This window comes from Erythrobacter sp. (assembly GCF_040217515.1).
In the GTDB taxonomy this organism is placed as follows: Bacteria; Pseudomonadota; Alphaproteobacteria; order Sphingomonadales; family Sphingomonadaceae; genus Erythrobacter.
This window is the reverse complement of the sequence record NZ_JAVJPT010000003.1, coordinates 215700-233111: the sequence shown is the minus strand read 5'-3', so window position 1 is coordinate 233111 and position 17412 is coordinate 215700. Positions and strand designations below refer to the sequence as shown.

18 protein-coding genes are annotated in these 17412 nt (G+C 64.4%); 2 read left to right on the top strand and 16 right to left on the bottom strand.

Features of this window, described 5'->3' with window-relative positions; genetic code table 11:
* Positions 1 to 32 precede the first annotated feature (32 nt).
* The 8 genes from RIB52_RS02735 to RIB52_RS02700 all read right to left on the bottom strand — a co-directional run bounded on the left by RIB52_RS02735 (position 33) and on the right by RIB52_RS02700 (position 7969).
* A complete protein-coding gene (locus tag RIB52_RS02735; protein WP_350172656.1) occupies positions 33 to 779 on the bottom strand; it encodes an FkbM family methyltransferase in 747 nt (248 codons plus the stop codon).
* A gap of 55 nt (positions 780 to 834) precedes the next feature.
* A complete protein-coding gene (locus RIB52_RS02730) occupies positions 835 to 1668 on the bottom strand; it encodes an acyltransferase (RefSeq protein WP_350172654.1) in 834 nt (277 codons plus the stop codon).
* Positions 1628 to 2602 carry a sulfotransferase family protein gene (locus RIB52_RS02725; protein ID WP_350172652.1) on the bottom strand — a complete coding sequence of 325 codons (975 nt, stop codon included), beginning with the start codon at positions 2600 to 2602 and terminating at the stop codon, positions 1628 to 1630. Before RIB52_RS02725 ends, RIB52_RS02730 begins: the two co-directional genes overlap by 41 nt.
* Positions 2603 to 2657: 55 nt before the next feature.
* Complete coding sequence (locus RIB52_RS02720; protein ID WP_350172650.1) at positions 2658 to 3578, bottom strand: sulfotransferase family protein; 921 nt, start codon at positions 3576 to 3578, stop codon at positions 2658 to 2660.
* Positions 3575 to 4411: a glycosyltransferase family 2 protein gene (locus tag RIB52_RS02715; RefSeq protein ID WP_350172648.1), complete on the bottom strand. Its 837-nt coding sequence runs from the start codon at positions 4409 to 4411 to the stop codon at positions 3575 to 3577. Before RIB52_RS02715 ends, RIB52_RS02720 begins: the two co-directional genes overlap by 4 nt.
* Positions 4412 to 4452: 41 nt before the next feature.
* Positions 4453 to 5703: an O-antigen ligase family protein gene (locus RIB52_RS02710; protein ID WP_350172646.1), complete on the bottom strand. Its 1251-nt coding sequence runs from the start codon at positions 5701 to 5703 to the stop codon at positions 4453 to 4455.
* Positions 5704 to 5871: 168 nt separating this feature from the next.
* Complete coding sequence (locus tag RIB52_RS02705) at positions 5872 to 7131, bottom strand: oligosaccharide flippase family protein (protein ID WP_350172644.1); 1260 nt, start codon at positions 7129 to 7131, stop codon at positions 5872 to 5874.
* Positions 7132 to 7219: 88 nt separating this feature from the next.
* On the bottom strand, positions 7220 to 7969 hold the full coding sequence (locus RIB52_RS02700) for a hypothetical protein (RefSeq protein ID WP_350172642.1): 750 nt from the start codon (positions 7967 to 7969) through the stop codon (positions 7220 to 7222).
* Between the two features lie 587 nt (positions 7970 to 8556).
* Between RIB52_RS02700 and RIB52_RS02695 the strand changes: the two genes are divergently transcribed.
* Both RIB52_RS02695 and RIB52_RS02690 read left to right on the top strand, forming a co-directional pair.
* A complete protein-coding gene (locus RIB52_RS02695; protein ID WP_350172640.1) occupies positions 8557 to 9855 on the top strand; it encodes an exopolysaccharide biosynthesis polyprenyl glycosylphosphotransferase in 1299 nt (432 codons plus the stop codon).
* A 22-nt stretch (positions 9856 to 9877) separates the two neighbouring features.
* Complete coding sequence (locus tag RIB52_RS02690; RefSeq protein WP_350172638.1) at positions 9878 to 10891, top strand: NAD-dependent epimerase/dehydratase family protein; 1014 nt, start codon at positions 9878 to 9880, stop codon at positions 10889 to 10891.
* A 24-nt stretch (positions 10892 to 10915) separates the two neighbouring features.
* Here RIB52_RS02690 and RIB52_RS02685 read toward each other — a convergent pair whose 3' ends face one another.
* The 8 genes from RIB52_RS02685 to RIB52_RS02650 all read right to left on the bottom strand — a co-directional run bounded on the left by RIB52_RS02685 (position 10916) and on the right by RIB52_RS02650 (position 17263).
* Positions 10916 to 11611, bottom strand: coding sequence for a hypothetical protein (locus tag RIB52_RS02685; protein ID WP_350172636.1), 696 nt, complete (start codon positions 11609 to 11611; stop codon positions 10916 to 10918).
* Between the two features lie 118 nt (positions 11612 to 11729).
* Complete coding sequence (locus RIB52_RS02680) at positions 11730 to 12251, bottom strand: demethoxyubiquinone hydroxylase family protein (protein ID WP_350172634.1); 522 nt, start codon at positions 12249 to 12251, stop codon at positions 11730 to 11732.
* Positions 12248 to 12706, bottom strand: a complete 459-nt coding sequence (locus tag RIB52_RS02675; RefSeq protein WP_350172632.1) for a disulfide bond formation protein B — start codon at positions 12704 to 12706, stop codon at positions 12248 to 12250. The genes RIB52_RS02680 and RIB52_RS02675 overlap by 4 nt, the downstream gene beginning before the upstream one ends.
* 19 nt (positions 12707 to 12725) lie before the next feature.
* Entirely contained in the window at positions 12726 to 14063 is a 1338-nt protein-coding gene (locus tag RIB52_RS02670) for a S41 family peptidase (RefSeq protein WP_350172630.1), read from the bottom strand.
* 168 nt (positions 14064 to 14231) lie between these two features.
* Positions 14232 to 15473 carry a murein hydrolase activator EnvC family protein gene (locus RIB52_RS02665; protein WP_350172628.1) on the bottom strand — a complete coding sequence of 414 codons (1242 nt, stop codon included), beginning with the start codon at positions 15471 to 15473 and terminating at the stop codon, positions 14232 to 14234.
* A gap of 17 nt (positions 15474 to 15490) precedes the next feature.
* Positions 15491 to 15913 (bottom strand): 23S rRNA (pseudouridine(1915)-N(3))-methyltransferase RlmH, encoded by a 423-nt coding sequence (locus tag RIB52_RS02660; protein ID WP_350173147.1) that lies wholly within the window; start codon positions 15911 to 15913, stop codon positions 15491 to 15493.
* Between the two features lie 156 nt (positions 15914 to 16069).
* Positions 16070 to 16489, bottom strand: a complete 420-nt coding sequence (gene rsfS, locus RIB52_RS02655; RefSeq protein ID WP_350172626.1) for a ribosome silencing factor — start codon at positions 16487 to 16489, stop codon at positions 16070 to 16072.
* Positions 16490 to 16555: 66 nt separating this feature from the next.
* Positions 16556 to 17263: a nicotinate-nucleotide adenylyltransferase gene (locus tag RIB52_RS02650; RefSeq protein WP_350172624.1), complete on the bottom strand. Its 708-nt coding sequence runs from the start codon at positions 17261 to 17263 to the stop codon at positions 16556 to 16558.
* Between the last annotated feature and the right edge of the window lie 149 nt (positions 17264 to 17412).

Sequence of the window (17412 nt, the reverse complement as noted above, 5' to 3'; positions counted from 1 at the left end):
TTCTTGTCCGGCATGAAACCAGACTGCGCCCGCTATCCGGCTGTTTTTGGCACGAATATGAAGTTGTTCACGTAATCGGGATGCATCGGGTCATCGAGATGGGGTCGCTGATCCCTCTCGTAATCGAACCGATCGAGCGGCACGACATCCTCGCCGCGCATGAAGAAGCCATCATAACCAAGGTCGGTGACGAGGGCGAAAATCGCATCGATCGGACTTTCGAGATGGCGCTGTTCGATCTCGATCAGGAGGACCGGCCTGCACGACGTAATGGTGGCGAGCGCCCCTTTTATGACTTTTTCCTCGTGCCCTTCGACATCGATCTTCATCAGGTCGACTTCGGTGAAACCATAGCTGTCGACGGTCCTCACCTCGACTTCGCGCACCTCGCAAGGGTCCCCCCTCGGCTCGAGCGAGGCGAGCTGCGCGTTGGGCTTGCCGCCGACCAGCGGGATGTTGAAGCGCAGCGTGCCCTGCCGGTCGGAAAGGGCCACGTCGTGGACGCGCACCTTGCCGCTGCCCAGGGCGCGCAGCCTGTAGGTCACCTCCCTGAGCGGCTCGAACGCCTCGACCCGGCCGAAATGTTTCGAGAAGAAGTAGGAATAGATGCCCATATTGGCGCCGATATCGACGAAGACCCGGCGTCTTTCGGTGAGCGAAAGCGCGCGGAACATCTCGTCGTCGAGCATGCCGATAGATTTCAGCCAGGAAAATCGCAGGGGGAGCTGGTATCTGTCCGGGACGACCGCTTCGGCCAACGCGATCAGAACTTTCTTCATCCAAAGCCCCCTCTTGCATTCCGGCGCGCGCGCCACCGTCCGCGCGCGGGATGCGTCATTCCCGATTGCCTTCGCAAGGCACCGGTCGCGTGCCGATCACGCGCGCGGGGTTGCCGACAATCACGCTTCCGGCCGGGAAGCTCTTGGTCACGACCGCACCCGCCCCGACAACACAATCATCACCGATCTCAACGCCCCCGAGGATGGTCACATTGCTTCCCAGCCAGCACCTCGCTCCGATCCGGACGGGTTCTTCGGTGACGGATTGCCGCCGGATCGAAATCGCCGGATCGTCGAAATCGTGATTGTCGCTATGCACATAAAGGTGCGGGCCCACAATGGTCTCCGTATCTATCCGGATCCCACCGTAAGCACCGAGATAGAAGAAGTCGCCGATCCCGACATAATCCTCCAGCCGCACGCCCCGACCCAGTTCGGCGAGGCTTCCCGTGGCAGACATCCGCCCGTATCGGCCCAGCGAAACGCCGGCGCCGATTTCGATCCCATCGCGCGAGAGGCCTTCTATCAGCGTTCCGGTTCCGATTTTCGAGAATCTGCCGATACGGATCCGGCTGCGTTGGCGAAGGATCACGCCGGGCTCGAGGTAAACCGGCCCGCGCCAAATGACGAGGCCGCGCAGCAGGGCCGTCGCCTGCCTCAGGGCCAGCATCACCAGCTCGGAATTGCGTATCTCGGGATCGATACGGATTTCGATCCCTTTTGCCTGCCTGATGGCAGCTTGAAGAAGGCGTCTTAGGAGGTTCTGCTTTTTCATCGGCTCGATCGTCAGGAAAGGGAAGCAGGCAAGAGACCACGTCCTAGGTCGTGCCAATCGCCCGGCCGCGACATCACAAGAAACGCTTGCGCATCGCGTCGAATAGGTTGCCATAGCTTTTTGACGAGTAATACGCCGCCATCGCCGTCGCCACCGGAAAGGTCAAAAGGAGCATGGCCAATTCCAACGGCGATGGGTTCGCGCCGCTTGGCGATTGCTGGAGGTGGCGGTGGAAAAAGCGTTCGACCAGCCATGTCTCGGTCACCGAAAGGGTTTTCTTCCAGCTTTCGAGCCGCGCAGGGTCGAAGCCTGTCCGGCCCTCCTCGCCGCTATGCGAGGAACCGCTGTCGCTCACCTCGGTCATGGACCTGTCGAAAGCGAGGCCGAGCCAGCCGGAAACGCCCGAGAGCACATCGTCCTGCTTGCGGACGAGTTCCTCATAGACGACGGGCAGGACATCGGGCTCGTTCGCGGCCTCGTCGATGGCGCGCAGGGTGGGCCGCAGCATCAGCAACTGGAGGATCGGGTGGCCGGACCATCTTACCCTCTGAATATCCTCGTCGGGAATGTCGCGCGCGCCCTTTTGCACCCCGATCCAACGCCGTTTCTGGGAGGCAAGGATGGCCCGCGGATCGCGCTTCATGAGGAGGAAGCCAGCCTGTGCGAACTCAGCCCGGATCCGCTCCCGATAATAGAGATTCATGGGCGTGTGCTCGACGATAACACTCGCGCCTTCGCGCCGTGCGAGCCAGTCGAGATAGGCGGGAAACACGGCTTCGCCGGGCCGGGCGATGGCATTTTCGGGCGGGTCGGGCCATTCGGCGATCTCGCCGTTCTTCACCGCGAAAAACCCCGCCTCGTCCTGAACCACGCAGAGCTGCGAAACGAGGTGACGGCCCGCATCGGGTCGAGTGGCCGCCTTGGGATCGAGCAGGTTGTAGAAATGCAGTTCCTCGGTGGCGAAGACCTCGGGATGCCGCCCGAGCGCTTCGGCCAGCACCGACGTGCCGGACCGGCTTGCCCCCACCACGAATACGACCTTCGCCATCAAACGCCTTTCCCAAGGTGCGCTGCCATTCGATACCCTCCCGATGCGCGCCGGGTCACTCGGCCATCCGCCTTGCAAGGTCCTCGCGCCAGTCCGCAAGGTCGAGGCCGGTGATCTCTTCGAGCCCTTTGAGATCGTCCCGCATCGCGTCGAGGACCGCGCGGGGGGCGGTCGCCATGATCGCCTCGGGGTCGTCTTCGAGCGGGCTCTGGTTCAGCTTTTCGAGAGCGAGGAATACGCTGCGCTTGAGGCTTCTCGGGAACATCCTCACGATCGCCCGGCGCAGGGGCGACTTGCCGCCGGGCGCATGGATCGCATCGCGCAGGAACGCGCTTCGCGCTTCGCTCGCCGTGTTGGAGCGCGCCGCGAAGTCGACCGTCTCGGGTGCCGGTTCGACCCCTATGAAAGCGCAAATCCGGCGGTATCCCGCCTCCCCCAGTTCGTCCGATCGCATGAAGAGGAATTCCGCCTGCGGAAATTGCTCCCGGAAGCGCTTCACCTGCTCGGCGTAACGACTGCGCGCGGTGTATCCGAGGTGATCGGCGGCGAACCCGTCGGGGTCATCGTGCAACCGCGACCCCTCGAGCGTAAGGGCCTCGCGAAAGTCGTGCGTTTCGTATCCCCGGCGACGGGACATGAGATATTGCGACAGCGCTCGCTTGAGCGGATGCCGCAGGAGCACGATGAACCTGTGCGCATCGCTCGTCGCCCCGATATTGGCCGCAGCTTGCGGCCGGTAGAGATATTCCGGATCGACCTCGCCCACTGCCTTTCCCTCGATCGCCTTCGGGAATTGCTCGCGGTACCATCCCGCACCCTTCGCGAACCGGTCGGGGTCGGCGAAAAAGCGGGTTTCCTTGTGAACCGGAAGCGCGATCGCGGGATGGGCGGCGAGCCAGTCATGGACACTCGTCGTCCCGGCCTTCTGCGCTCCCACCACGAGGAAGTCGATCGCTATCGGGGTCGATACGCTCACCTTGCGGCCTCCTCGATCGCTTTCGCGAGATGGTCGGCGCGCCTCGCATTGAACGGCGACAGCCGCCCGGTCGCCCGCAGGGTCCGCAGCCGTCGTGCCGGCAGGTCGCCGTCGCCGATAATGCGTGCATAGAGGACCACGCTGCGCGCTTCGTAGGCGAGCATTTCATTCCTTCCCGGCATAGTGGCCCCGCCTTCGTGGCGAACCTCGATCTCATGGCAGACGCTTGGCGGGCCGAGCTTTTCGGCCAGACGCCGGCTCAGTTCGACTTCCTCGAGATAAAGGAAGAACCGTTCGTCGAATCCGCCGACCTCCTCGAACGCGTGGCGCGGCACGACGAAGAAGGCCCCGTTCGGGTAGGTGAAGCGATACAGGGGCCTGAAGAGGTGAAGCCACCGACGGGTCATCGCGATGTCGGTAAGAAGGTTGCGATATTCCGGCCGGAGCGTAAGCGGCGCGCTCAGTTTCGTGCCCGATTTCTGGCGCGGTCCGCCCCAGCGATCGGGCAGGAAATGACCCTCCAGCCCTCCGATGGGTGCGAGAAATTCGATGTCGGGGTTCACGAAGGCCAGAAGGTCGCCCGAGGCCCGCGCTGCGCCCGCATTGCAGCCCGCCCCGAAACCGTGGTTCTCGGTGTATTCCAGGGTGACGCAGAAGCCTGCCTCCCGCAGCCGGTCGGCGTGCTGCCCGGTCCGGGTATCGCCCGAATTCTCGACCAGATGAAACGCGATGCGCTCGCGGTATTCGTCCGCGTCGTGATGGGCCAGGAACGAGCCGACATAGGGCGCGAGGATATCGAAGGACCTGTGGCAGACCGTGACGATCGAGATCATGGCGGGCGCTCCTGCAGCGGGATTCGACGAGGCGGGAACGGCTAGAAAGCGCGCGCGGGTGCGGTGGATCCCACGCGTCGCGCGCCCGGGCGGGAGCGCGACCCGACCCGTCGCCGCCGCCCCGCACGGGCCTGCAGCAGCATGATGCCGAACGACGTGCTCCAGACGATCAGCAGCCCGTCGAAGCTCGTCTTGTTGAGGGGGCCGGAGATGAGCGCGGATGTCAGCAGCATCACCAGCGCACCGCCGCGCACGATTCGCGAATGGATTTCGAACTCGGCCGAACGCGCGCGCAGACGGGCGGAGAACGGGCGGATCATGAAAGCGAGATAGGCGGCTAACCCGATAACACCCGTCTTCACCAACAGTTCGAAATAGACATTGTGGAGTCTGGGCAAGCTCAGCACGTCACGGCTGCGGAAGGTGACAAGCCTGCCGAGGTCGATGTTCGTTCCGTGCCCGAGCCCGACAATCCTTTCCGGAAAGGATGCCTGCAGCCAGGTCGCGTAGGCCCGGTAGGCCTCGAACCCGCGCCAGTTGCGATACATGTCGAGACGCGAATCGCCGGTTTCGAACATCACCTCGTTGAGCGAATTCTGCAGCTTGCCGAAAAAGCTCACATTATGGAAATCGTACTGCGGCAGCAGCGGGAATAACGCTGCGATCGCCAGCGTGATGAATCCGAACACGAAAAGCGCCCGCCCGCCGGCCTGCAGCGCGCCGTAGGCTGCGAGCCAGCCGATCCCGAAAGTGAGCAGGGTCGCCCGCGATTCGCTCAGCGCGATCATTCCCACTACGGCGCATATGGTTGCGGCCCGGATGATCGTGCGCCCACGGGCTTTGGCGGGATAGAACTTCCACACGAACGGCGCCATGAACGCGGCGAGGAAGGATGTCGGCCGCAGTTCCCCTTCTTCCAGCGCCACCGTTGTCAGGGCGTTGAGCGTGTGGGCCAGCGCAACCGCGATGACGACCACCGCCATCATCTTCATCCAGTTGCGGTCGGTCCTGAAGAGATAGGCGAAAATGAGGCCGAGCGACACGATCGCGGCCGGCTTCAATATGTACCATATGTCCTTGAGCACCGCTCCTGCCGGATGGCCCAACGAAAATGTCGTGCCGGCGAGCAGCACGATGAGAAGCGGTATCGCCGGGTTCTGCGCAGTGAAGAAGAAGCTCGGGCGCAGCGCCAAGAGCAGCAGCACGACCGCCGCCATCAACGGCCAAGAATAGATTTCGGCCGGCGCGAATTCCATGATCAGGATCAGCAGGGCAATCAGCGGTGGGTTCATCGTGTTTTTTCCGGCGGCAGATGCGCCCCTTTCTGTTGACGATGTGCGAGAGCAGCCTTGAGACCGGATCATTCCCCGCGAGGCCGTCACCCCTAATGCGGCTTGGCGCTGCGCGCTAGAGGGAGCCACGATCCGGCCTGTTGCCGCACAGCGCACGCGAGCAGGGGCTCACACCGGACCGGAGAAAAAGCGGAGCCGACGGAAAAGTATCGCCGCTGCGAACAATTTGATGACGACAAGCCCGATCGCCACGCCAATCGCCGCGCCGAGCGCGCCGTAATCGGCGGCGAACACCAGCACGCAGGCGGCAAGCACCACGAAACCCAGCGCGCGGGAAATCAGGTTTTCCCGCTCGTGGCCGGTCATTGCGAGGAAGAGAGCCGGAGCCCCGAGCGCGACGAAGAAAAGCTGGGCAAGGCACAGCACGGCCATGGGAAGAAAAGACGCATCGACGAACTCCGGCCCGAAGGTGAGGCCGATGATCGGCCTGCCCCAGATCAGGAGTATCGCCGCAATCGGCAACGCCGCAGCCAGCGCCAGCCGGGCGGCCGAACGCGAAAGCCGGACCAGCTCGGAGCGATTGCCCTCCATGTGCGCCTGCACGATCTTCGGGCCGAGGATCGCGTTGACGAATGTAAGTGGCAAGGCGACGAGCTGCGATCCCCGCTCGGCGACCTTCAGATAGGCGACTTCCGCTTCGTTGCCGAGAAAACCGAGCGTCAAGGTCGCAAACTGGGAAATCAGCAAGCCCAGGCCGGTGATCATCGCGAATGAGAGGAAAGCCGCCGATAGCGACCGGAACTCATCCAGCGATACCAGCGCGAGGCGCAATTTGTCGCGCGGCGGCTGCCTGAAAGCATAGGACAGCGCGACGATCGTGGCCGCGCAAAGCCCGGCGAACTGGGCGATGAGCGCGCTGTCGGAATCGAGACGCCCGGCGAACCGGAGCGATGCAGCGCCGAGCAAGAGTAGCGTCGGCGGGATCAGCTGGCGCAAGGCTTCGCCGAAGCTCGGCCGGCCGAACCCCTTTGCTATGCCCTCGCCGAAAGACACGAAGGCGAGCCCGGGCACGAGCGCGAGCGCGAGGCCGGTCGCGAGGTCGGATTCGCCTGCCGTCAGGCGCGCGATCCCCAGCACGCAGGCCGCCAGGGCGCAGGAGGCGGCGACAATCCAGAGGCTCGCCGTCGTCACCAGGCGGCCATAGCGCTGCCACTCTCCCGACTGCCTGGTTTTCGCCACCTCACGCGTAAGCAGGAGCGCAAGCCCGCCCCCGACTGGGAGCGACAGGATGGTCGCGAAAGCGATTGTGAAGCTGAATTTCCCGAATTCCTCGACCGGCATCCACCTTGCCAGGAGGATGTTGACCAGGAGCGACAGGGGAACCCCGACAGCGTAAACCGCTGAAACCGATAGAAATAGGCGCAGCATGATCGGTATTTTTCTCCCGAAAGGATGCGCTAAAGGGCGCGCCTGCGGGATCCCTCCCAATGGCGCGCGCTAATGATCGATGCCGGCCTCACAGTCGTTTCGTGAATCGTCCGATGCGATCGATTACACGGGCGACGCCCCTAGGCCGGTCGAGGGTTTCATTGAGAAAGTAATCGGTTTCGACATCGATCGCGTCGAGCTCGGCTGCGGCAAGGAACGCGGGCAGGATCGACCCGTCCTGTTCGAGAGCGGCATCGTAATCGATGATGCGTGGCTCTCCGAAACGCTCCCAGAACCCGCGCAGCGCCTCCCAGTCGAAATACCAGTCCGCATCGACTCTTTCGGCATCGCCGAGGGATGCAATGCGGCCTGCAACGCCCATGGTGTCGAGTTGGCGGTCCCAGGACCGTCGGCGCTTGCCGACCTCCCGAAACGCAATGATTGGCACGATCCGGTCGAACAGCCCCTCGAAACAGCGCTCGAGCGCCTCCGCTTCCGCCTCTGTGCGAAGGAAGGAAAAGGCTTCGCTGCTGACAATGAGGCGATCGCCGCGCGAGGTCCGCGCCCAATCCCGGAAGCGATCGACCTGTTGTTCGCAAGCGGCCTTCTCGCTGCTCTGGGAACCATTGAGCCGCATGGGCGTGGGCAGTTCCGCCCTTATGAAACAATGCGCCAGCGCCCAGGCATTCGCTCGCGCGGCATCGTTGCGACCGCGTTGGATGCGACTGCTTTCAAGGAAAACACTTGCTCCGAGGTCTTCAACCCGCCCGGATTCCTGGCGCAGGAACTCCTGTATCGATGTCGTCCCGGTCTTGTGCGGGCCGACGTGGATGAACAAGCTTCGCACTGTGCTGGCTCCCTCGAGCGCGTCTCAATCATCGGTTCAGCCGCCTCAGTTCGGCCCCGAATTGGACCCGACGAAGCTCGGAAACGGTACTTCAGGAGCTGGCCGGGCCGCTCGCACCCATGACGGTGATTTCGGCAAATCACAAGTCGGTGCGAAGAAGGAGCCCGAGACCTCGGTCCCAATCAGGATGGACCGGACTCGCCCGCTCGCACCAGGCGTCGGCCGCGAAAGGAGAGCAAGGCATGCGGCATAACGGCAGGAGTGAGCTTTCACATCAAGGCACGTTCGCTATGCTAACGCTCACAATTGACCTCAGATCGGGGGTGCTTTGACCTTGCGCCCGGCCCCACAGGAGCTAGTGAGCAATCTGATTCACATCCGAAGAGGAAGTTCTTCTGATTGGCTTTGATGCCGATTTTTCCTATTCGCCGAGTCCAGTGGGTCGCACCGCATTCCGCATCGCCCATGCCAGGTGCCGATGCAAAGGAGCAGAAGCTGTAATGCGAGCCGCCAACGACCCGCTCCAAGAGACGCGTTGCCGTCAAACGCCCATAAGCCGAACGCGGATCGATGCCGGAATGATGCAGTCGCAATCGCAAAACCTGACGATCCCGACATCCCGCCGAATCTTCGGACGGTCCGATGTCCAGCTGCTGCTTTTGCTTTTCGCCGGCCTTATGCCCTTGGTGGTCGTCTGGACCGGTATCCGCAACCTTCCGCTCGAAAACGCTCTGATCCTGAACACGCTTTACGCGCTTGCCCTCGCGATTACCGCCGGGTGGTATGTCATTTCGCGGCTGCGCTCCTACGCCAAGACGCAGCAGCTTACTTACGTCTTCCCGATCAATTTCCTGATGTTCAGCACGGTGCTGGCGGTGATCGCCATCCTGCGGGCGGATTATTCGGCGGTGCTCTATTTCTGGGGCGCCGTGAGCGCGACGACGGCGAGTTTCGTGCTCAACGTCATCAATCGCGGGACACGTTCGCTCCATTTCGTGATCCCCGGCGGGCGGACGGACGAGATCGCGTTATACGGCAATTTCATTGCCGCACCCGAACTCGTCGAATTGCGCAGCCTGCTCGAGGCCAAGCGGATCGACGGGGCGATCGTCGCCGACCTGCATCACGATCACCCCGACGAGTGGGAACGGCTCTTCGCGCAGGCGGCGCTAAAGGGTATCCCGGTTTACCACCACCGGCAGATCGCGGAGATGCAGAGCGGCCAGGTCAAGATTTCGCACCTGAGCGAGAATGATCTGGGTTCACTGATCCCCAACGCACCCTACATCCCCATCAAGCGGCTGGTCGATATCCTCGCCGCGGTCGCTCTGCTGCCCGTATGCCTGGTGCTCTTTCCGATTATCGCGTTGGCGATCAGGCTGGATTCGCCCGGGCGGGTCTTCTTCGTCCAGGAACGGGTCGGCTTTCGCGGGCAACCGTTCCGGATGTTCAAGTTCCGAACCATGCTTGACTTGAAGGCGGTTCCCGACTGCGAGCGCGAAAGCGCGATGACCAAGGCCGACGATGACCGGATCACACGCATCGGGCGCTTCCTGCGCAAGACGCGGATCGATGAATTGCCGCAAATTTTCAACGTCCTGCGGGGCGACATGAGCCTTATCGGCCCCCGGCCCGAGGCGATGGCGCTGTCGGAATGGTACGAAGGCGAATTGCCGTTCTATTCCTATCGCCACATCGTGCGCCCGGGCATCACCGGGTGGGCGCAGGTCAATCAGGGCCACGTGACGGACGTCAGCGACATCCTCTCTAAATTGCGCTACGACTTCTATTACATCAAAAACATCTCGCTCTGGCTCGACCTGTTGATCGTGCTCAAGACGCTACGCGTGGTCTTGACCGGGAGCGGCGCGAAGTAGCGCTGCAGAGGACGAGAAGGCCTTGCGCACCATCCTCGTCACCGGTTCGGCCGGGTTCATCGGCTACCACCTGGCCGAGCTGCTGCTCGGCGAAGGGTTCAGGGTGGTCGGCTATGACGGTTTGACCGACTATTACGACGTGCGGCTGAAACAGCGCCGTCACGAAATGCTCCTGCGCCACGAGGATTTCCGCGCAGAGATCGGCATGCTGGAGGATTTCGAGCGGCTGCACGCGCTGGCGATGGAGGAAAAGCCGGAGGTGATCGTGCACCTCGCCGCGCAGGCGGGGGTGCGCTACAGCCTCGAAAATCCGCGGGCCTATGTCGATGCCAACCTCGTCGGGGCGTTCAACGTCATGGAGTGCGCCCGCGAGCTCGATGTGGATCACTTGCTGCTGGCGTCGACCAGCTCGGTCTACGGCGCGAATACCGTAATGCCCTTCCATGAGCGGCAGCAGGCCGACACACCGCTCACCCTCTACGCTGCGACGAAAAAGGCGAACGAGGCGATGACCCACGCCTATGCGCATCTGTGGGACCTGCCGACCACGTGTTTTCGATTCTTCACCGTCTATGGGCCATGGGGCCGGCCCGATATGGCGCTGTTCAAGTTCACCCGCGGCATCCTCGAAGGCACGCCGATCGACATCTACAACGAGGGCGAGATGTACCGCGACTTCACTTACGTCGCGGACCTCGTACGCGGGATCCGCCTCCTGATTGACGCTCCGCCGGAGCGGCCCGCAAGTCCCGGCGACATAGGCGCGCATGACAGCCTATCGTCGGCTGCACCGTGGCGCGTTGTCAATATCGGCAATTCGGACAAGGTCCGGCTGATGGACTTCGTGACTGCGATCGAGACGGAATGCGGGCGCGAGGCGGTCAAGAACTTCATGCCGATGCAAAAGGGCGACGTGCCCGCGACCTGGGCGGATGCGACGCTGTTGAAGGAACTGACCGGCTATGCACCGCAGACCGGGATAGGCGAGGGAGTGAAAGCTTTCGTCGCCTGGTACCGCGATTATTACGACGTCTGATGGCGCGCGGGCCGTTGAAACCCCTCACTTATCGTCGGATGGCAATTCGCCCGGCTGGATCGCATCCAGCGGAACCTGGTCTTCGTCGCCATCATCGAAGGGCCCCGGCTTCGAAGGTTCGATCGGGGGCTGACGTTCGGCCGTGTCGACGGGCGGCGGGGTGAGGGTCGGATCGACTTCGCCCGGCAGAGCCTGGTCGCGCTCCCGCTCGAGCCGCTGCATGTATTCGCGCTCGATCATTTCGACACGCTCCTGTTCGGCGGCTGCCTCTTCATCGATCGTCGAAAGGCGCTCCTGCCGCGCCTCCTCGATCAGCTGGCTGAAGCGCACGGTCTCGGCCTCGGAGCGGTCCTTGTAAGCGGCCTCGATGAAGCGCTGGTTGCACCCGGTGAAACCACCCGCCCCGGCCGGATCGCACGACATGGCGCCGAAAGCGCCGACATATTTCAGTTTTTCGACTTCGCGTACGCGCGAGATGTTCTCGGGCGAGTCGCTCTGGCGCAGGTTCTTCGGGATGCGATAACGCTCGGCCTCGACGAGGATTTCGCAAATCACGATCTCGTCATCGGCCGTTGCCTCGGGGCACTCGTCCTCGCTGTAGGCGATGACCATGTTGACCTTTTCGCCGCCCGCGCTCTGCGCTGCGGCAGGCACTGGCGGCAAGAACGCGGCGAGGCCAGCGCTGGCGGCCATTCCGGCGATCCGGGAAAAGTGCATCATGATCTGTCCTCTCGTCCTCGCAAGGCCCTGCGCGCATTATCACGCCTTGCACCCTTGGCAATGGCGCGTGAACCGCATCTGAAGCACTGCGCGCCCGATCAGGCCCGGGAAGGGGCCGTCATATCCGCTCAGAGACCCTGATCGCGATGCGACAGCCGAGCTTGATCGCGCCGGCGAGAAGCGGGTAGGCCGGTGCCCGTTCCGCACCATTGGCGAGCGCGGCGTCGCGATGCTGGCGCTCGTCTTCGCGGAATTCCTCGATCATCTCGGCGAGCTCGGGATCGGCCCCGGTCTCGGTCAGGCGGTCGAGCTGCTCGGAATAATGCTTGTCGATTTCCTCCTCGACCGCCGCAGTGCAGGCCATTGCCGCCTCTGGGCCGAGCAGCGCCGTGCCCGCACCGAGCGCATAACCCGCAGCGGACCAGAACGGATGCAGCGCGGTCGGTCGCACGCCGCGTTTCACCAGCATGTCGTCGAAACGAGCGCGGTGGCCTTCTTCCTGGTCGGCCATGTGGCGGATTTCCGCCGAATGGGGGCCGCGATCACCCATCACGGCGATCTGCCCCGCATAGATGCGCGTCGCGCCGAATTCCCCGGCCTGATCGACCCGGATCATGCGGTGAAGTTCATCGCGGTTCATGCCTGCTCCTTTGTCGCTGACAGGAGCAAGATGGCGATGCCCCCGATGGATGAAAAGAGGAAATTCCACCCGGCGAGCGATATGCCGAAAAGCGTCCACGGTGCCTGGTCGCAGCGGATCAGAGGCGCGGCGGAGGGATCGAGCACGTCGAGCCCGCCCGCGACGCGCGCGCATCCCGTAATGCCCTCCCACCAGCCATATTCGACCCCGGCATGAAATCCGCCGATCAGGCCGGAGGTGATGATCGCGAGGCCCGCCAGCGCGCTCCAAACGCGCGGCGGGACGGCTACGAACGACACGAGACCGAAGGCAAGCGCGGCGAAATGCGGATAGCGCTGCCACCAGCACATCTCGCACGGATAGAGGCCGAAGCCGTATTGCGACATATAGGCCCCGCCGAGCAGGCCTGCGGGGATGGCGACGGCGAGCAGCCGCGCCTCTTTCAAACCAGCCATGACGTGGGCCCTAGCCGCCTCAGTCGCGCAGCGCTATCGAACTCTTCGTCGTGCGGCGCAGCGTCTCGAGCGCATAGTGCAGCTGGAAATCCTCGATCCCCTGCTCCTCGAGCTCTTCGGCCGTAAGCTGGAAGCGCGGGTCCTTGACCGTGTCGTTCTCCAACTCCTCGTCCTCGATCCCGATCTCGTTGACGAGATGGCCGCGCAGGTCGCTTTCGCGGGTGAGGTATTTCTGGCGCAGCGCGAGGTCCGGGTCGGACAGTTGCGGCACCGCGATATCGGGCTCGATCCCGCCTTCCTGCACCGAATTGCCCTTGGGCGTGTAATAGCGCGCGGTCGTAAGCTTGAGCGCGGCATTGGGGCCGAGCGGCAAGAGCGACTGGACCGATCCCTTGCCGAAACTGCGTTCACCCATGACGAGCGCCCGGCGATGATCCTGCAGCGCCCCGGCGACGATTTCGGATGCCGATGCCGAGCCCGCATCGATCAGCACGATCAGCGGCACGCCTTCGGCCATGTCACCCCGGAATACGGTTTCCGCGTCATAGAGCAGCGTCTCGCCCCGCGCGCGGCCGCGCTGCGAGACGATGCGGCCCGAATCGAGGAACAGGTCCGAAAGGGCCACGGCTTCATCGAGGCTCCCGCCCGGATTCTTGCGCAGGTCGAGCACGAGGCCGGACACGCGCCCCGCCGCCTCTTCGCGGATCTTCGCCCAGGCGCGGAACACGTCGGCCCCGACATCGGCGGAGAACTCGTTGACCGTGATGACGCCGATATTGCCGGCGGAAAGTTCGTGAGTCACCGGCTCGAGCTCGATCACGCCGCGCGTCACGGCGACCTCGAAGGGTTCTTCGCGGCCCGAGCGAAAGATCGTCAGCTCGATCGATGTGCCGGCCTTGCCGCGCATCCGCGCGACCGCTTCGTCGAGATCGCCGCCATAGATCAGCTCGCCGTCGAGATGGGTGATGTAATCGCCCGCCTTGACGCCCGCCTTGGCCGCCGGGCTGCCCTTGAAGGGCGAGACGACCTTGACCGCACCGTCCTCCATCACGACCGACAGGCCAAGACCGGAATAATTCCCGTCGATCAGCGTGTTGAGCCGTTCGAGATCGCTCCCGTCGAGATAGGCCGAATGCGGATCGAGCGCGGCGAGCATGCCGTCGATAGCCCCGCGCACGAGCTTTTCGTCCGAAACGTCCTCGACATAGCTGGCTTTCACGCGCTGGTAGGTGGCGAACAGCTTGGCGAATTCGGGTCCGGCGCGGCCGTCGATCTGGGCCATGCTCGCCGTGGTGGCGGGCACGAGGGCGACGGCGGTGACGAGCGCTGCGCTGCGCAGCAGTCCGGCAATTTTCATGAGGACGGGAAGCTCCTTTCGAACGCTTTTGTATACGCAGGCGCGGCTTAACGCCAGATGAGAACCGCGAAGACCTTCCCGTGGTCCCGCTCCGGGGCATGCGCGCGGCACTGAGAACGGGGTCGTGCGCCCTTCGGCATGCCCGGTCGATATAGTCAGCCGAGCCGATTAACCAAGGTGATCGAGAGGATTGACCGGTTCCCCCTCCTGCCGGAGTTCGACCGCGATCGCCGGATCCTCGTCCGGCGCCGTGCCAAGCGGGCTTCCGCCGATGACCCGCGCGCCCACTGGGACCTCGCTCCGTGCCAGTCCGGTGACGAGGCTGGTCCAGCCGCCGTCATGCTCGACGATCACGATACGGCCGAAACCGCGATAAGGCCCCGCGAAAACGACCCGCCCGCTGGCAGGAGCGACGACCTGCGCGCCCGGTGCGGGGGCAAGCGTGATGCCCGTGCTGGCGAGGCCGCCCTCACGCCTTTCGCCGAACCCGATCAAAGTGCGTCCCTGCACCGGGAGCCGGAAGTCGCGCGGCGGGGCGGTATCGGCGGGGGGTGTCGGGGCGTATGTTTCGGCAGGGGCGGAAGCCTGCGCCCCTGCGCCGATCGCGGCAGGCCGGGGGACCGGACCAGGCAGTGCGGCCAGTTCGCGGCGCAGCGCAGCGGCCTCGTCGAGGCGATCGATCAGCCCGTCGAGATCGCGGGCTTCCTCGGCAAGGGCGAGTGCGCGCTCCTCTTCGCGCAAGGCGTTGCGCCGCGCCTCGCGGCCCGCGAGCCGCTGGCGGGTTTCAAGCGCGGCGAGTTCGGCCCGGCGTTCCTCGAGGCGCGCTTCGGATAGCTCGAGCTCGGCGAGCGCACGGGCGGCGCGCCGCTCGAGCCTGCGGCCCTGCTCGATTTCCGCCCGCAATGTCGCGGTGCGGCGGCGGATTTCGGGGACAGCGGTTTCAAGAACGGCACGGACGAGGACGAGATCCTCCAGCGATCCGGGTTGCAGGGCCGAGAGCGCCAGCGGGCGGCGGGCACTGGTCTGCAGGGCTCCGGTAAGGCGGGCGAGCGGTTCGCGGCGCTGCGCCAGCCGCGCAGCGAGCGCCTCGCGCGCGGATTGGGCAATCGAGAAACGCGCCCGCGCGGCGGCGATCTCGGCCTCGGCCTGCTGGATTCGGGCCGCGAGCGCGGCAGCCTGCTGCGCCGTCCGATCGGCCGCTTCGCCCGCCTCCTCGGCCGCCTTGGCAAAGCGCGCGGCGCGCTGCTCGGCCTGGCGGCTTTCGCGCGTCGCCCGGTCGAGCTCGGCCTCGGCCGCCTCGGACTCCATCATGCGCAGGTCGCGCTGGGCGCGCGCCTGCGGCAGGGCCGTGGCAAGAACGGCGAGCGCCAATGCAACCCCTGCGACCAGAAATGTCGGGTGCGCCTTCATGGTCTTGTCCTGCCCCATCATTGGCCGCGATGATAGGGATGCCCGGCAAGTATGCTGGTCGCGCGGTAGAGCTGCTCCACCAGCATCGCGCGAGCGAGCAGGTGCGGCCATGTCGCGGGCCCGAAAGCATAGAGCAGGTCGGCGGCCTCGCGCTCCTCGCGCGAGTGGCCGTCGGCAGCCCCGAGAACGAAGCGAGCCTCGCGAATGCCTTGGTCGCGCCACTTGCCGAGGAGTTCGGCGAGAGCCCGGGACGAGAAGGCCTTGCCGCGTTCGTCCAGCAGGACAGTGCAATGCGGGCTGAGGGGCTCGGGTATCCGCCCGCCGGTTTCGGGCAGTTCGGTGAACCGGGTTGGCCAGGTCATGCGCTTGTCATAGCGCGCAACCAATTCCGCCTCGGGCGAGCGGGCGATCTTCCCGCGAGCGATGACGTGGAGGAGGATAGGCGTGTCCCCTTGTTTCTGTTCGCCCCTCCGAACGAAGTCCTCGGTGGTGTTCCTCCCTCGCTCCGCACTGTCGGGCAAGCGCGGGCGAAGCGGAGCACGCCCAGCGAGGACGCAGCCGCGGGTGGGGGTGCGAAAAGAAGACCGAAAAGAAAACTAGGCCCGCCCGCTTGCCGCTTCGCCGGTCTCGAATGACCACATACGCTCGAGATTGTAGAAGCTGCGCACTTCGGGCCGGAACAGGTGCACGATGACATCGCCGGCATCGATCAGGACCCAGTCTGCCGCAGGAAGGCCCTCGACCCTGGCCGGACCGAAACCCATTTCCTTGACCTTTTCGGCAAGCTTTTGCGCCATGGCGGCAACCTGCCTGGTGGAACGCCCGCTTGCTATGACCATGTAATCGGCGATCGAGCTCTTTCCTTCCAGCGGGATAGAGACGATGTCCTGTGCCTGGTCGTCATCGAGCTGGGCAAGGACGAGGGCGTGCAGGTCGGTGTCGTTCACGTCAGCGGCCACCAGCGCGGCCGTCGGGCGGGCGCCGGCCGCAGCCGACACGGTGTGTGCCTGGGTCATAGGCGAATGTAAGTCTCCAGATGGCGGGGCGTAAGGGCATGGGGGCATGAACGGCAACGCCGCGTTTCATGCATCCTCCCCGGGATCGATCCGGCGAGAGGTCAGCCGGTCGCGCAGCGGGGTGCTGCCGAATTCGGATGCCCAATCCTCCCGTCCGCGGCGGATATCCGAGGCCGAGCGTGGGTCTGGATCGAAACGCAGAAACACCAGTGCCGGTGCGCTCCATCGCCCCCGTTTCCGAAAACTGGCCGCCGACACACGGTAGCGCCGGAGCCAGACCATGGCGGGGCTCGTCATGGCTTGAGCATTATAGCCGGGCCTTGCAATGACCGCAATCGGCATTGTCCGTGCGATCATGCGCCAGCCTTTCCACAGGTGGAACTGGGCGAGATTGTCGGCCCCCATCAGCCAGACGAACTCTCGGTGCGGATAGCGCCCGACAAGGCGGCGCAGGGTCTCGACGGTATAGCGCGTGCCCAGTTCGTCCTCGATCGCGGTGGGCACTATCCTCGCTCGCCGGCTCTGCGCTTCGGCCGAACGCAGCCGGGTGAGGAGGGGGGCCATGTCCTTGTCGGACTTGAGCGGATTGCCGGGCGAGACCAGCCACCACGCCTGATCGAGCCCGAGGGCGTCGATGGTGAAGCGAGTGATGCGGCGGTGGCCGCCATGCGCCGGATTGAAGCTTCCACCGAGCAGGCCGATGCGCCGGATGGATCGCGTCGCGCAATCCTGCAGTTTGGCAAATGGGGGGATCGTATTGGAGGACGAAATCATGGAAGGGAGGCGCCTGGCCGCGCGAGCCGAGGGGCAAACGCTCGTTTGTAATGCGTGGTCATCCCGGACCGCCTAGCAGCCGATGGCCGCGCTGTCAGGCCCGCCGCCGGGACCGTCCGACGGAAAAGGAAACGGCCTGGCAATCGGCT